We start from the raw sequence: 13756 nt of genomic DNA on the forward strand, positions 1-13756 counted from the left end.
GATTATACGCGCAATGAAGAAAACCCTCACCCCTTCGATTGCTGTAGCGAATGTCATCAAAGCCTGTCGCGGGGCTGAACGACTGCTTGCCTGGCCTTGGGGCGGCGCTGTGAGCGGTGCTATAGTTCGCCGCTATTCGGCCTGCCAGGGGTGCGTGTGCCTTCCTGATGGAGGCCGGCGTCCATTAGGACGAGGCTGCACTAGCAAGGAGTCTAGATGAGTGTGGATAGCGCCTACGCGGTCGAGTTGAAGGGGGTTACCTTCAAACGCGGTTCGCGCAGCATTTTCAGCAACGTCGACATCCGCATCCCGCGCGGCAAGGTCACCGGCATCATGGGGCCATCGGGTTGCGGCAAGACCACGTTGCTCCGCCTGATGGGCGCGCAACTGCGCCCGTCCAGCGGTGAGGTATGGGTTGCCGGGCAGAACCTGCCGACGCTGTCGCGCAGCGACCTGTTCGACGCCCGCAAGCAGATGGGCGTGCTGTTCCAGAGCGGCGCGCTGTTCACCGACCTCGACGTGTTCGAGAACGTCGCGTTCCCGCTGCGCGTGCATACCCAGCTGTCGGACGAAATGATCCGTGACATCGTGTTGATGAAGCTGCAGGCCGTGGGCCTGCGCGGCGCCATCGACCTGATGCCCGACGAGCTCTCCGGTGGCATGAAGCGCCGGGTGGCGCTGGCCCGGGCGATCGCCCTGGACCCACAGATCCTCATGTACGACGAACCGTTCGTCGGCCAGGACCCGATTGCCATGGGGGTGCTGGTGCGCCTGATCCGCTTGCTCAACGATGCCCTGGGCATCACCAGCATCGTGGTGTCCCATGACCTGGCGGAAACCGCCAGCATCGCCGATTACATCTACGTGGTCGGTGATGGCCAGGTGCTGGGCCAGGGCACGCCCGATGAGCTGATGGGCTCGGACAACCCACGGATTCGCCAGTTCATGAAAGGCGACCCGGACGGCCCGGTACCCTTCCACTTTCCCGCGCCTGACTACCGCGCCGACCTGCTGGGGGCGCGTTGATGCGCAGAAAATCCTTACTCGAACGTGTCCGCCTGCTGGGCCGTTCGGCAATCGACGTGTTGGCCGTGCTCGGGCGTTCGTGCCTGTTCCTGTTCCATGCGCTGGTCGGTCGTGGCGGCATTGGCGGTGGCTTCCAGCTGCTGACCAAGCAGCTGTACTCGGTGGGCGTGCTGTCGCTGGCGATCGTCGTCGTCTCCGGGGTGTTCATCGGCATGGTGCTGGCGCTGCAGGGCTACAGCATCCTGACCAAGTACGGCTCGGAGCAGGCGGTAGGGCAGATGGTCGCCCTGACCCTGCTGCGTGAGCTTGGTCCGGTGGTGACGGCGTTGCTGTTCGCCGGTCGTGCCGGCTCCGCGCTGACCGCCGAAATCGGCAACATGAAGTCCACCGAGCAGTTGTCGAGCCTGGAAATGATCGGCGTCGACCCGCTCAAGTACATCGTGGCGCCGCGCCTGTGGGCCGGTTTCATCTCGCTGCCGCTGCTGGCGCTGATCTTCAGTGTGGTCGGTATCTGGGGTGGCTCGTGGGTGGCCGTGGACTGGCTGGGTGTCTACGAAGGCTCGTTCTGGGCCAACATGCAGAACAGCGTTTCTTTCACTGACGACGTGCTCAACGGGCTGGTCAAGAGCCTGGTGTTCGCCTTCGTCACAACCTGGATCGCCGTTTTCCAGGGGTACGACTGTGAGCCCACTTCAGAAGGGATCAGCCGTGCCACCACCAAGACCGTGGTCTACGCCTCGTTGGCAGTGCTGGGTCTGGACTTTATTCTGACCGCCTTGATGTTTGGAGATTTCTGATGCAAAACCGCACCCTGGAAATCGGTGTCGGCCTGTTCCTCCTGGCCGGGATCCTGGCGCTGCTGCTGCTGGCCCTGCGTGTCAGCGGGCTGTCGGCCAGCCCGAGCAGCGATACCTATAAAGTTTATGCCTACTTCGACAATATCGCCGGTTTGACGGTCAGAGCTAAAGTGACAATGGCCGGTGTCACCATCGGCAAGGTCACCGCCATCGATCTGGACCGTGATTCCTACACCGGTCGGGTGACGCTGCAGTTGGACAAGTCGGTAGACAACCTGCCGACCGACTCCACTGCCTCGATCCTGACTGCGGGCCTGCTTGGCGAGAAGTACATCGGCATCAGCGTGGGTGGCGAAGACCAGGTGCTCAAGGATGGCGCGACCATCCATGACACCCAGTCGGCACTGGTGCTGGAAGATCTGATTGGCAAGTTCCTGCTCAACTCCGTTGGCAAGGAACCGAAAGAAGCGCAACCGGCTAATTAAGGAGTTTCCATGATTTCGATCCTGCAACGTGGCCTGCTGGTCCTGCTGGCGGCCTTCCCCCTGCTGACCGTGGCCGCGCAGACACCGCACGACGTGGTTCAGGGCACCACCAACGAACTGCTCGGCGACCTGAAGGCCAACAAGGAACAGTACAAGTCCAACCCCAACGCGTTCTATGATTCGCTCAACCGCATCCTCGGGCCGGTGGTGGACGCCGACGGTATTTCTCGCAGCATCATGACCGTCAAGTACTCGCGCAAGGCCACCCCGGAGCAGATGCAGCGCTTCCAGGAAAACTTCAAACGCAGCCTGATGCAGTTCTATGGCAATGCCCTGCTCGAGTACAACAACCAGGGTATCGTCGTCGACCCGGCCAAGGCCGATGACGGCAAGCGCGCCAGCGTCGGCATGAAGGTCACCGGCAACAACGGTGCTGTCTACCCGGTGCAGTACACCCTGGAGAACATCGGCGGCGAGTGGAAGGTGCGTAACGTGATCGTCAACGGCATCAACATCGGCAAGCTGTTCCGTGACCAGTTCGCCGACGCCATGCAGCGCAACGGCAACGACCTGGACAAGACCATCGACGGCTGGGCCGGCGAAGTGGCCAAGGCCAAGCAGGCTGCCGACAACTCGCCAGAGAAGACCGTCAAATGAGTGAGGCCGCTGTAAGCATGGCCGAGCCGGGCGTACTGCGCCTGGCCGGTGTGCTGGACTACCGCAGCGGCCCGGCCTTGCGCAAGCAGGGCAAGGCGCTGATCGATGGTTCTCGCGAGCCGCGCCTGGTGCTTGACTGCTCGGCGGTCGAGAAGTCGTCGAGTGTCGGCTTGTCGCTGCTGCTTGCGTACATGCGCGATGGCCAGGCCACCGGCAAGGTGTGCGAGGTGCGTGGCATGCCCGACGACATGCGGGAAATTGCCGAGGTCTATGACCTCGATGAAGTGCTGGCAACCTGATGGCCCGGCACGGATGATGGCCCCTCGGTCAGCGAAGCCTTCGTTGGGCTTCGCAGGCGAGGGGCTTTTTTGTATGATGGCCGACCCGTGCGCATCGGGCGCCGATTGAGGTTGAGCATGCAGGCCGTAGAAGTTAAAAGCTTCCTTGAAGAGAAATTGCCGGGTTCCCGGGTCGAAGTTGAAGGCGAAGGCTGCAACTTCCAGTTGAACGTGATCAGCGACGAGTTGGCTGGCCTGAGCCCGGTCAAACGCCAGCAGGCGATCTATGCTCACCTGAATCCGTGGATCGCCAATGGCAGCATCCATGCGGTAACCATGAAATTTTTCAGCAGCGCAGCCTGGGCTGAGCGCACCTGAGCCAACTTGGCGGCGAGATTCCAATGGACAAACTGATTATTACTGGCGGCGCTCGCCTTGACGGCGAGATCCGCATTTCGGGCGCGAAAAACGCAGCCCTGCCAATTCTGGCGGCGACCCTGCTGGCCGACGGCCCGGTCACCGTGGGCAACCTGCCGCACCTGCACGACATCACCACCATGATCGAGCTGTTCGGCCGCATGGGCATTGAGCCGGTGATCGACGAAAAGCTGGCGGTGGAGATCGACCCTCGCACCATCAAGACCCTGGTCGCGCCTTACGAGCTGGTCAAGACCATGCGCGCCTCGATCCTGGTGCTGGGCCCGATGGTCGCCCGTTTCGGCGAAGCCGAAGTGGCCTTGCCTGGCGGTTGCGCCATTGGCTCGCGCCCGGTCGACCTGCACATCCGTGGCCTTGAAGCCATGGGTGCGAAGATCGAAGTCGAAGGTGGCTACATCAAGGCCAAGGCGCCGGAAGGTGGCCTGCGTGGCGCGCACTTCTTCTTCGACACCGTCAGCGTGACCGGTACCGAGAACATCATGATGGCTGCTGCCCTGGCCAAGGGCCGCAGCGTGCTGCAGAACGCCGCACGTGAGCCTGAAGTGGTCGACCTGGCCAACTTCATCAACGCCATGGGCGGCAAAGTCGAGGGCGCGGGCACCGACACCATCACCATCGATGGCGTGGAGCGTCTGCACTCGGCCAACTACCGCGTGATGCCGGACCGCATCGAGACCGGTACCTACCTGGTCGCTGCTGCCGTGACCGGTGGCCGCGTCAAGGTCAAGGACACCGACCCGACCATCCTTGAAGCCGTACTGGAAAAGCTCAAGGAAGCCGGCGCCGACATCAACACCGGCGAAGACTGGATCGAGCTGGACATGCACGGCAAGCGGCCGAAAGCCGTCAACCTGCGTACCGCTCCGTACCCGGCGTTCCCGACCGACATGCAGGCGCAGTTCATCTCGCTGAACGCCATTGCCGAAGGCACTGGCGCAGTGATCGAGACCATCTTCGAAAACCGCTTCATGCACGTTTACGAAATGCACCGCATGGGCGCGCAGATCCAGGTCGAAGGCAACACCGCCATCGTCACCGGCGTCAAGGCGTTGAAAGGCGCGCCGGTCATGGCCACCGACCTGCGAGCTTCCGCCAGCCTGGTGTTGTCGGCACTGGTTGCCGAAGGCGATACGCTGATCGATCGCATCTACCACATCGACCGTGGTTACGAGTGCATCGAAGAAAAACTGCAGATGCTCGGCGCGAAAATCCGCCGCGTACCGGGCTAATAGCCCGCTGGTGCAAGGACGCACCTTTCGAATTGAATGCGGCCAGGTCGATGACCTGGCCGGCAGCAGCCGCTTAAGGACCGACGTTCCAATGTTGACCATCGCGCTTTCCAAAGGCCGTATTCTCGACGATACCCTGCCGTTGCTGGCCGAGGCCGGTATCGTGCCGACCGAGAACCCGGACAAGAGCCGCAAATTGATCATCCCCACCACGCAGGACGATGTACGCCTGCTGATCGTGCGTGCCACCGATGTGCCGACCTATGTCGAGCATGGCGCCGCCGACCTGGGCGTGGCCGGCAAGGACGTGCTGATGGAGTACGGCGGCCAGGGCCTGTACGAGCCCCTGGACCTGCAGATTGCCCAGTGCAAGCTGATGACCGCTGGTGCGGTCGGCGCACCCGAGCCCAAGGGCCGTCTGCGCGTGGCCACCAAGTTCGTCAACGTAGCCAAGCGTTACTACGCCGAACAAGGTCGCCAGGTGGACATCATCAAGTTGTACGGCTCGATGGAGCTGGCACCGCTGATCAACCTTGCCGACAAGATCATCGACGTGGTCGACACCGGCAACACCCTGCGTGCCAATGGCCTGGAGCCCCAGGAACTGATCGCCACGATCAGCTCGCGCCTGGTGGTCAACAAGGCTTCCATGAAAATGCAGCACGCCCGCATCCAGAGCTTGATCGACACGCTGCGCGGAGCGGTCGAATCGCGACACCGCGGTTAACTCTCTACCTACGTGCGCGGCCTTCGCTGTCGCGCCCTCTATCCGCGTCATAGCCATTTTTCTCAGGTGCCCGCGCGGATGGACTGGTAGCCTAGGGCGCCTGAGCATTCGCTAATAATCGAGGCCCTCGCCATGACCGTGTCCACTGCAATTGCCCGTCTCAACGCTGCTGACCCGGATTTCGCCCGACATCTGGATCATCTGCTGAGCTGGGAAAGTGTGTCCGATGACGCGGTCAACCAGCGCGTGCTCGACATCATCAAGGCCGTGCGCGAGCGCGGCGATGCGGCGCTGGTGGAGTTCACCCAGCGTTTCGATGGTGTCGACGCCAAGTCGATTGACGACCTGATCCTCAACCGCGAACGCCTGGAACTGGCGCTGACCCGAATTACCCCGGCCCAGCGCGAAGCCCTGGAAAAGGCCGCCAACCGTGTGCGCATTTACCACGAGCGGCAGAAGCAGGATTCCTGGCAGTACACCGAGGCCGACGGCACCGTGCTCGGCCAGAAGGTTACCCCGCTGGACCGTGCTGGCCTGTATGTGCCGGGCGGCAAGGCGTCGTACCCGTCGTCGGTGCTGATGAACGCCATTCCAGCCAAGGTTGCCGGTGTGGCCGAGGTGGTGATGGTGGTGCCGACCCCGCGGGGCGAGGTCAACGAACTGGTACTGGCTGCGGCCTGCATCGCCGGTGTTGACCGCGTGTTCACCGTGGGCGGCGCCCAGGCCGTCGCCGCGTTGGCCTACGGTACCGAGAGCGTGCCGCAGGTAGACAAGATCGTCGGCCCGGGCAACATCTACGTCGCTACCGCCAAGCGCCACGTGTTTGGCCAGGTAGGCATCGACATGATCGCCGGCCCGTCGGAAATCCTCGTGGTGTGCGACGGCCAGACCGACCCGGACTGGATCGCCATGGACCTGTTCTCCCAGGCCGAGCACGACGAAGACGCCCAGGCCATTCTGGTCAGCCCGGATGCCGCCTTCCTCGACCGCGTTGCCGCCAGCATCGACAAGCTGATGCCAACCATGGAGCGTGCCGAGATCATCGAGAAGTCGATCAATGGCCGTGGCGCACTGATCCAGGTGCGCGACATGCAGCAGGCCATGGACGTGGCCAACCGTATCGCTCCGGAGCACCTGGAGCTGTCGGTGGCGGACCCGCAGGCCTGGCTGCCGCACATTCGCCATGCTGGCGCGATCTTCATGGGCCGCCACACCAGCGAAGCGCTGGGCGACTACTGCGCCGGTCCCAACCACGTGTTGCCGACCTCCGGCACTGCGCGTTTCTCGTCGCCGCTGGGGGTGTATGACTTCCAGAAGCGTTCGTCGATCATCTTCTGCTCCGAGCAGGGCGCGTCCGAACTGGGCCACACTGCCTCGGTCCTAGCCCGTGGCGAGTCGCTGACCGCCCACGCCCGCAGCGCTGAATACCGTATCCTGACCCAAGACAAGGGGAACTGAGCATGAGTCGATTCTGGAGCCCCTTCGTCAAGGACCTGGTGCCTTACGTGCCGGGCGAGCAACCCAAGCTGGCCCGCCTGGTCAAACTGAACACCAATGAAAACCCTTATGGCCCGTCGCCCAAGGCCCTGGAGGCCATGCGCGGCGAGCTGAACGATAACCTGCGCCTGTACCCGGACCCGAACGGTGACCGGCTCAAGCAAGCGGTGGCCGCGTATTACGGCGTGACCCCGGCACAAGTGTTCGTTGGCAACGGCTCGGACGAGGTGCTGGCGCACATCTTCCACGGCCTGTTCCAACACGATGCACCGTTGCTGTTCCCTGACATCAGCTACAGCTTCTACCCGGTTTACTGCGGCCTGTACGGTATTGCCTTCGAACAGGTGGCGCTGGATGAGCAGTTCCAGATCCGCATCGAGGACTACAACAAGCCCAACGCCGGCATCATCTTCCCCAACCCCAACGCGCCGACTGGCTGCCTGATGCCGCTGCAGGCGGTGGAGCAGTTGCTGCAGGCCAACCGTGATTCGGTGGTGGTGGTGGATGAGGCCTACATTGATTTCGGGGGTGAAACGGCCATCAGCCTGGTGGACCGCTACGACAACCTGCTGGTCACCCAGACGCTGTCGAAGTCTCGCTCACTGGCTGGCCTGCGCGTTGGCCTGGCGGTGGGGCACCCGGACCTGATCGAGGCGCTGGAGCGGATCAAGAACAGCTTCAACTCCTACCCGCTGGACCGTGCGGCAATCGTCGGCGCGGCGGTGGCGTTCGAAGACCGTGAGTACTTCGAGGAAACCTGCCGTAAAGTGATCGACAGCCGCGAGGTGTTGGTCGGTCAGTTGCAGGCCAAAGGTTTTGAGGTGCTGCCATCGGCTGCCAACTTCATCTTCGCCCGCCACCCGCAGCAGGATGCCGGTGAGCTGGCGGCACGCCTGCGCGAGCAGGGTGTGATCGTGCGCCACTTCAAGCAGCCGCGCATTGCCCAGTTCCTGCGTATCACCATCGGTACGCCGGAGATGAACCAGGCGCTGCTGGATGCTTTGGGCTGACGCTTTCGTTTTTTGGGGCGGCCTTGGAGCGGGAAGGGGCTGCGAAGCGGATCTGCGCATTTAGCGTGAGTGCGGATATTGCCGGGGCCGCTTTGCGGCCCATTCGCAGCACAAGGCTGCTCCTACAGGGGGCAACCGTCCATCCGCCTTGGTAGCCGGCTTGTTGCGCACCGCGGCCGGTGTGTCATTCAGCACCAGCACGTAGTCGTTCTGCTTCCCCATCCCCTCCGGATCAGTCCATTGCTGGTCTCTGGCCGCAACCTGGGCAACCACCTGCCCGTTCTTGATGATCGTCAGGTAGCCATTGGCGTTGCTATTCCAGCGTAACTGCCCTTTGTTCTCGTCGGCCCGCGCCTTGCGTACGCCGGTGTCGCCCAGTAAAGGCGTACCATCCAGCAGCCACTCCGGCTGCAGCTTGAGGCCCATGTGGCGCAGCACAGTGGGCGCTACCGAGGTCTGCGCGGGTAACCCGTACAGGTTGTGGGGCCCGGGCATTTCCACGGGAACGCTCGGCTCGGTCAGTTCTTGATTTAGCGGCTTGTTGCTGGCGATGAAGATGCTCTTTTCCTGCTCTGAAGCGCTGCCATGGTTTTTCCCCCAATAATCCCGGCCGTGGTCGGTGCTGATGATTATCAGCCAGTCTTCCCGTGGGAACAGGCGACGTCGCTGGTCTACCTTGTCCAATAATCGCCCGATCTCGCTGTCGGCCCTGCGCAGTGCCTGCTGATAGCGCTCGCCGTAACCCTCGCGATGACCGACCTTGTCAGGTTCGTCCAGTTGAATGAAGGTGAAGTCGGCGGGTGTGTTGCCGAGGATCTGCAACGTTCGCTCGATCACCTGCGCATCGGTCAAACCACTTTCGCGCACATCGGCGCCATGCGCGTCTTCCAGCAGAAATGCCGTATTGATGGGGGGCCAGTTGACGATGCTGGAGAGGTAGGCATTGGGGAAGGCTTGCCGTAGCCGCTTGAACAGGCTGGGAAACGCCGGGTTCAGCCGTTGCGAGTCGGCGTCCGAATCAACGCCATGCTTGTTGCTCCACACGCCGGTCAGCAAGGTGGCCCAGCCGGGACCGCTCAAGGTCAGTTGCTCGCTGGCCTTGCCATTGATGCCTCCGGCGTACGCTTTGCCGTAGTAAAGCCGCTGATTCAGGTTGGTGGCGTCGCCCAGTTGCAGGTACTGCTGCAGTTGCACGCCGCCGAGGCCGATGAACAAGGCCTTCGGCCGGCTTTGTTGTCGGGCCGGTTCGCAGGCTGGCAGAAGGGCGAGTACCAGCAGGATCCACAGGCTCGCTAGTCGCATCCAGATACACCCTTGAGAGTTCGCCATGAGCGTTGCAACAACGGCGCTTGCCCGCAACTGGCAGAAATGACAGGTGGTTTACGGCGTTGGTCGCCATCCAGTAAGCTGCGCAAATTCATCGGATGATTGGTTGAGTAGTATGAGTACAGAGTTGACCAAGCGCTCCTTGGTGGAGCTGGCGGTCGAACGTATGCGCGAACGCATCGTTGTGGGCGACTGGCAGGTCGGTCAGCGGCTGCCGACCGAACCGGAGCTGGCCCTGCAGTTGGGCATCAGCCGCAATACCGTGCGCGAGGCCATGCGCGTGCTGGCGTTCAGCGGCCTGGTGGAAATCCGCCAGGGTGACGGTAGTTACCTGCGCACCGCCCAGGACCCGCTGCAGGCGGTGCAAGCGATGTCCCGTTGCACCCCTGAGCAGGCCCGTGAAACCCGCCACATCCTCGAAACCGAGGCCATCGGCCTGGCAGCGCTGCGCCGCACCGACGGCGACCTGCAAGCGTTGCGCGACGCCCTGGACGGGAGTGCCGGGCACTTTCATGGCGATGTCGATACCTATGTGTCCTGTGACCTGGTGTTCCACCAGCGTCTGGTCGATGCCGCCCACAACCCGGCGCTAAGCGAGCTGTACCGCTACTTTTCCGGGGTAGTGGCTGCCGCGCTGCAACACAACATGGCAACCGTGCCGCGTTGCCAGGCAACGTTCGACTTGCATGGGCAAATCCTCGACGCCATCGAACAACGTGATGCGGAGCGGGCCAAGCGCTTGAGCCGTATCCTCATCGAATCCTGACCCCGAGAAGGCCATGGCTGAATCCATTACCCGCAATACCCCGCCGAAAGCGCGGGAACTCGATGAGCTGCTGATCGACGCCGAAGCAGACGACGAGCAGGTCCAGCACCAACCCGTGCTGCTGCAGCGGCCCTGGCTGCTGTTGCTGGGCCTGGTACTGGTAGCCTTGAACCTGCGCCCGGCGCTGTCGAGCATGGCGCCGGTGCTGGGCCAGGTTGCCGAAGGCCTGGGGCTCAATGCCTCGCAGGCAGGCTTGCTGACCACCTTGCCGGTGCTGTGCCTGGGCCTTTTCGCGCCTTTGGCGCCAGCGTTGGCGCGGCGCTATGGCAGCGAGCGAGTGATCCTTGGCATCCTTGTCACCCTGGCGCTGGGGATCGTGGTGCGAAGCAGCTTCGGTGCCGTTGGGGTGTTTCTCGGTAGCCTGATGGCGGGTGCCAGTATTGGCATTATCGGCGTGCTGCTGCCGGGTATCGTCAAGCGCGATTTCCCGCAACACGCTGGCACGCTGACCGGTGTATACACCATGGCCTTGTGCCTGGGCGCGGCCATGGCGGCGGGGGCGACCGTACCCTTGGCGCTGCATTTCGACGGCAGCTGGGCGCTGGGGCTGGGCTTTTGGGTGCTGCCGGCCTTGCTGGCGATGCTGGTGTGGCTGCCACAGGCCCGCCAGGGGCATGGCCTGCACAAGGTCGCCTATCGCGTGCGTGGCCTGTGGCGAGACCCGCTGGCCTGGCAGGTGACCCTGTACATGGGCCTGCAGTCGTCGTTGGCCTACATCGTCTTCGGCTGGTTGCCGTCGATCCTGATCGGCCGTGGCTTGAGCCCGACCGAGGCGGGGCTGGTGCTGTCGGGCTCGGTGATCGTGCAATTGATCAGCTCGCTCAGTGCACCCTGGCTGGCCACCCGTGGCAAGGACCAGCGGCTGGCAATCGTGGTGGTCATGTTGATCACCCTGGCGGGGCTGTTCGGTTGCCTGTATGCACCGCTTTCCGGGCTGTGGGGATGGGCCGTGGTGCTCGGCTTGGGGCAGGGCGGGACCTTTGCCCTGGCGCTGACCTTGATCGTACTGCGCTCCAAGGACGCTCACGTGGCGGCAAACCTGTCGAGCATGGCCCAGGGGGTGGGTTACACCCTGGCATCGATGGGGCCGTTCGCGGTGGGGTTGGTGCATGACCTGACCGGGGGCTGGGCGGCAGTGGGGTGGATCTTCGCCGTGCTGGGTATTGGCGCCATTGTGTTCGGCCTGGGGGCCGGGCGTGCGCTGCACGTGCAGGTGACCTGCGAAAAGGTCTGAGGCCTGTGTGTGCGGTACTGGCCTCTTCGCGGGCACGCCCGCTCCCACAGGGATAGCGGCAGCATTCAACCTGTAGGAGCGGGCGTGCCCGCGAAGAGGCCGGTACTGGCATAAGCCATCGGGGCAGATTATCGTGCTGTCTTCGACCCGAGCACGGACCAGCCCCCATGAGCGATGCCAACCGCGACCTGATCACCCGCTTCTACCAGGCCTTCCAGCGCCTGGATGCCGACGCCATGCTGGCCTGCTACAGCGACGATATCGTTTTCAGCGACCCGGTGTTCGGCACCCTGCGCGGCAAGGACGCAGGCGATATGTGGCGGATGCTCACCAGCCGCGCCAAGAACTTCACCCTGACATTCGACAGCGTCCGCGCCGATGAGCGCACTGGCGCTGCGCACTGGGTGGCAACCTACCTGTTCAGCCAGACTGGCCGCATCGTGGTCAACGACATCCAGGCGCGCTTTGTCATTCGCGATGGGCTGATCTGCCAGCATGACGACACCTTCGACCTGTGGCGCTGGTCGCGGCAAGCGCTTGGGGTGCCCGGCCTGTTGCTGGGCTGGTCGCCGCTGCTGCAGAACAAGGTCCGCCTGCAGGCATTCAAGGGGTTGCGCGCATTCCAGCAGGCCCAGGGTGAGTGAAGTCGTCGCACCTGTCGTTGCTAAACCCTGGTTTGTCTACCTGGTAAGGGCGGCCAATGGTTCGTTGTATTGCGGTATCAGCGACGATCCGCTGCGGCGCTTCATGGCCCACCAGAAAGGGCAGGGCGCCCGCTATTTCAAAACCAGCCCGGCCCAGGCGCTGGTGTATGTGGAGCAGTGGCCGGACAAGGGCGAGGCGTTGCGCCAGGAGCGCTTGGTCAAGCGGCTGCGCAAGTCGGCGAAGGAGGCGCTGGTGGCCTCCTTCAACGGCTTTGCGGGAATCAGTCCTTGCGGCGTTTCAGCTGATCCACCAACGTCGTCGGCAGCCCCTTGATGATCAAGGTGCCTGCCGCTTCGTCATATTCCACCTTGTCCCCCAGCAAGTGCGCCTCGAAGCTGATCGACAGCCCCTCGGCACGCCCGGTGAAGCGGCGGAACTGGTTCAGGGTGCGTTTGTCCGCGGGGATTTCCGGCGACAGGCCGTAGTCCTTGTTGCGGATATGGTCGTAGAACGCCTTGGGCCGGTCCTCGTCGATCAAGCTGGACAGCTCTTCCAGCGTCACCGGCTCGCCTAGCTTGGTCTGGGTGGTGGCGTACTCGACCAGGGTCTGGGTCTTTTCGCGGGCAGATTCTTCCGGCAGGTCTTCGCTTTCGACGAAATCGCTGAAGGCCTTGAGCAGGGTGCGGGTTTCGCCCGGGCCGTCAACGCCTTCCTGGCAGCCGATGAAGTCGCGGAAGTAATCCGAGACCTTCTTGCCGTTCTTGCCCTTGATGAACGAAATGTACTGCTTGGAGTTCTGGTTGTTCTTCCACTCCGACAGGTTGATGCGCGCCGCCAGGTGCAGTTGGCCAAGGTCGAGGTGACGTGACGGGGTCACGTCCAGCTCGGCATTCACCGCCACACCCTCGCTGTGGTGCAACAGGGCGATCGCCAGGTACTCGGTCATGCCTTGCTGATAGTGGGCGAACAGGATGTGGCCGCCGGTGGACAGGTTGGACTCTTCCATCAGCTTTTGCAGGTGCTCGACGGCCACGCGGCTGAAGGCGGTGAAGTCCTTTTCCTCATCCAGGTACTGCTTCAGCCAGCCGCTGAGCGGATAGGCCCCCGACTCGCCGTGGAAAAAGCCCCAGGCCTTGCCTTGCTTGGCGTTATAGCTGTCATTGAGGTCGGCCAGCAGGTTCTCGATGGCGTCGGAGGCAGCCAACTCGGAGTCGCGAGCATGCAGCACGGCGGGGCTGCCATCGGGCTTTTTGTCGATCAGGTGAACGATGCAATGACGGATTGGCATGGAATTCTCGGCGAGCTGCAAAAGTTGCCAAGTTTACCCTAGACACAAGGTGATGCAGTGGCCGTATGTTGGCAGATATGTCGGTTGTTCGTTTTTTGTTCAATTTTGTGCGATTTAAGCTAAAACCCCCGAAAAACCTGCATTAAATCGAAGTGCGCAGCGGATATTTATCCATTCCTGTGGTAGTTTTGCGCGGTCTTGCGCCCCTCGTGTGGCGCATTGCTGGCAGCGTGCTTTCGTCGTGTCGAACCAAACGCCGATTTACGTATCTACATACGCGATTGGCGCGGCCC

15 protein-coding genes and 1 pseudogene are annotated in these 13756 nt (G+C 62.7%); 14 read left to right on the plus strand and 2 right to left on the minus strand.

What is annotated here, in order from left to right:
• Nucleotides 1-216: 216 nt before the first annotated feature.
• The 10 genes from ACNFBR_RS03515 (at nt 217) to hisC (ending at nt 8144) form a co-directional block, all read left to right on the plus strand.
• Nucleotides 217-1026, plus strand: coding sequence for an ATP-binding cassette domain-containing protein (locus ACNFBR_RS03515; RefSeq protein ID WP_012270662.1), 810 nt, complete (start codon nt 217-219; stop codon nt 1024-1026).
• Nucleotides 1026-1823, plus strand: a complete 798-nt coding sequence (mlaE, locus tag ACNFBR_RS03520) for a lipid asymmetry maintenance ABC transporter permease subunit MlaE (protein ID WP_012270663.1) — start codon at nt 1026-1028, stop codon at nt 1821-1823. The genes ACNFBR_RS03515 and mlaE overlap by 1 nt, the downstream gene beginning before the upstream one ends.
• Entirely contained in the window at nt 1823-2308 is a 486-nt protein-coding gene (mlaD, locus tag ACNFBR_RS03525; protein ID WP_016485045.1) for an outer membrane lipid asymmetry maintenance protein MlaD, read from the plus strand. Before mlaE ends, mlaD begins: the two co-directional genes overlap by 1 nt.
• A gap of 9 nt (nt 2309-2317) precedes the next feature.
• A complete protein-coding gene (locus ACNFBR_RS03530) occupies nt 2318-2965 on the plus strand; it encodes an MlaC/ttg2D family ABC transporter substrate-binding protein (protein WP_416733680.1) in 648 nt (215 codons plus the stop codon).
• On the plus strand, nt 2962-3264 hold the full coding sequence (locus tag ACNFBR_RS03535; RefSeq protein ID WP_416733681.1) for an STAS domain-containing protein: 303 nt from the start codon (nt 2962-2964) through the stop codon (nt 3262-3264). The genes ACNFBR_RS03530 and ACNFBR_RS03535 overlap by 4 nt, the downstream gene beginning before the upstream one ends.
• Before the next feature lie 117 nt (nt 3265-3381).
• A complete protein-coding gene (locus ACNFBR_RS03540; protein ID WP_003255121.1) occupies nt 3382-3621 on the plus strand; it encodes a BolA family protein in 240 nt (79 codons plus the stop codon).
• Between the two features lie 23 nt (nt 3622-3644).
• Complete coding sequence (murA, locus tag ACNFBR_RS03545; protein ID WP_416733682.1) at nt 3645-4910, plus strand: UDP-N-acetylglucosamine 1-carboxyvinyltransferase; 1266 nt, start codon at nt 3645-3647, stop codon at nt 4908-4910.
• 91 nt (nt 4911-5001) lie between these two features.
• Entirely contained in the window at nt 5002-5637 is a 636-nt protein-coding gene (gene hisG, locus ACNFBR_RS03550) for an ATP phosphoribosyltransferase (RefSeq protein WP_416733683.1), read from the plus strand.
• A gap of 132 nt (nt 5638-5769) precedes the next feature.
• Nucleotides 5770-7095, plus strand: coding sequence for a histidinol dehydrogenase (hisD, locus tag ACNFBR_RS03555; protein WP_416733684.1), 1326 nt, complete (start codon nt 5770-5772; stop codon nt 7093-7095).
• Nucleotides 7096-7097: 2 nt separating this feature from the next.
• Nucleotides 7098-8144, plus strand: a complete 1047-nt coding sequence (hisC, locus tag ACNFBR_RS03560; protein ID WP_416733685.1) for a histidinol-phosphate transaminase — start codon at nt 7098-7100, stop codon at nt 8142-8144.
• Between the two features lie 147 nt (nt 8145-8291).
• Here the strand turns inward: hisC and ACNFBR_RS03565 are convergent.
• Nucleotides 8292-9446: pseudogene (locus ACNFBR_RS03565) on the minus strand (alkaline phosphatase family protein); the annotation flags it as partial.
• Nucleotides 9447-9585: 139 nt separating this feature from the next.
• Between ACNFBR_RS03565 and ACNFBR_RS03570 the strand changes: the two are divergent.
• From ACNFBR_RS03570 to ACNFBR_RS03585, 4 genes are all read left to right on the plus strand, one after another.
• Nucleotides 9586-10236, plus strand: coding sequence for a FadR/GntR family transcriptional regulator (locus ACNFBR_RS03570; protein WP_416733686.1), 651 nt, complete (start codon nt 9586-9588; stop codon nt 10234-10236).
• Between the two features lie 13 nt (nt 10237-10249).
• The gene (locus ACNFBR_RS03575) at nt 10250-11530 is read left to right on the plus strand and encodes a CynX/NimT family MFS transporter (protein WP_416733687.1); all 1281 of its coding nucleotides are present in this window, start codon (nt 10250-10252) and stop codon (nt 11528-11530) included.
• A gap of 167 nt (nt 11531-11697) precedes the next feature.
• Nucleotides 11698-12174 carry a nuclear transport factor 2 family protein gene (locus ACNFBR_RS03580; RefSeq protein ID WP_416733688.1) on the plus strand — a complete coding sequence of 159 codons (477 nt, stop codon included), beginning with the start codon at nt 11698-11700 and terminating at the stop codon, nt 12172-12174.
• Nucleotides 12167-12508, plus strand: a complete 342-nt coding sequence (locus tag ACNFBR_RS03585; protein ID WP_416733689.1) for a GIY-YIG nuclease family protein — start codon at nt 12167-12169, stop codon at nt 12506-12508. Before ACNFBR_RS03580 ends, ACNFBR_RS03585 begins: the two co-directional genes overlap by 8 nt.
• On the opposite strand, the gene yejK is transcribed toward ACNFBR_RS03585, so the two are convergent.
• Nucleotides 12456-13463, minus strand: coding sequence for a nucleoid-associated protein YejK (gene yejK / locus ACNFBR_RS03590; protein WP_012270676.1), 1008 nt, complete (start codon nt 13461-13463; stop codon nt 12456-12458). The two genes, ACNFBR_RS03585 and yejK, sit on opposite strands and share 53 nt — an antisense overlap.
• Between the last annotated feature and the right edge of the window lie 293 nt (nt 13464-13756).

Origin of the sequence: Pseudomonas sp. NY11955, assembly GCF_048068035.1 — a bacterium.
In the GTDB taxonomy this organism is placed as follows: Bacteria; Pseudomonadota; Gammaproteobacteria; order Pseudomonadales; family Pseudomonadaceae; genus Aquipseudomonas.

Coding starts and splice junctions, on each gene's coding strand:
- ACNFBR_RS03515 (WP_012270662.1), top strand. CDS start 217: ATGAGTGTGGATAGCGCCTACGCGGTCGAGTTGAAGGGGGTTACCTTC.
- mlaE (WP_012270663.1), top strand. CDS start 1,026: ATGCGCAGAAAATCCTTACTCGAACGTGTCCGCCTGCTGGGCCGTTCG.
- mlaD (WP_016485045.1), top strand. CDS start 1,823: ATGCAAAACCGCACCCTGGAAATCGGTGTCGGCCTGTTCCTCCTGGCC.
- ACNFBR_RS03530 (WP_416733680.1), top strand. CDS start 2,318: ATGATTTCGATCCTGCAACGTGGCCTGCTGGTCCTGCTGGCGGCCTTC.
- ACNFBR_RS03535 (WP_416733681.1), top strand. CDS start 2,962: ATGAGTGAGGCCGCTGTAAGCATGGCCGAGCCGGGCGTACTGCGCCTG.
- ACNFBR_RS03540 (WP_003255121.1), top strand. CDS start 3,382: ATGCAGGCCGTAGAAGTTAAAAGCTTCCTTGAAGAGAAATTGCCGGGT.
- murA (WP_416733682.1), top strand. CDS start 3,645: ATGGACAAACTGATTATTACTGGCGGCGCTCGCCTTGACGGCGAGATC.
- hisG (WP_416733683.1), top strand. CDS start 5,002: ATGTTGACCATCGCGCTTTCCAAAGGCCGTATTCTCGACGATACCCTG.
- hisD (WP_416733684.1), top strand. CDS start 5,770: ATGACCGTGTCCACTGCAATTGCCCGTCTCAACGCTGCTGACCCGGAT.
- hisC (WP_416733685.1), top strand. CDS start 7,098: ATGAGTCGATTCTGGAGCCCCTTCGTCAAGGACCTGGTGCCTTACGTG.
- ACNFBR_RS03570 (WP_416733686.1), top strand. CDS start 9,586: ATGAGTACAGAGTTGACCAAGCGCTCCTTGGTGGAGCTGGCGGTCGAA.
- ACNFBR_RS03575 (WP_416733687.1), top strand. CDS start 10,250: ATGGCTGAATCCATTACCCGCAATACCCCGCCGAAAGCGCGGGAACTC.
- ACNFBR_RS03580 (WP_416733688.1), top strand. CDS start 11,698: ATGAGCGATGCCAACCGCGACCTGATCACCCGCTTCTACCAGGCCTTC.
- yejK (WP_012270676.1), bottom strand. CDS start 13,463: ATGCCAATCCGTCATTGCATCGTTCACCTGATCGACAAAAAGCCCGAT.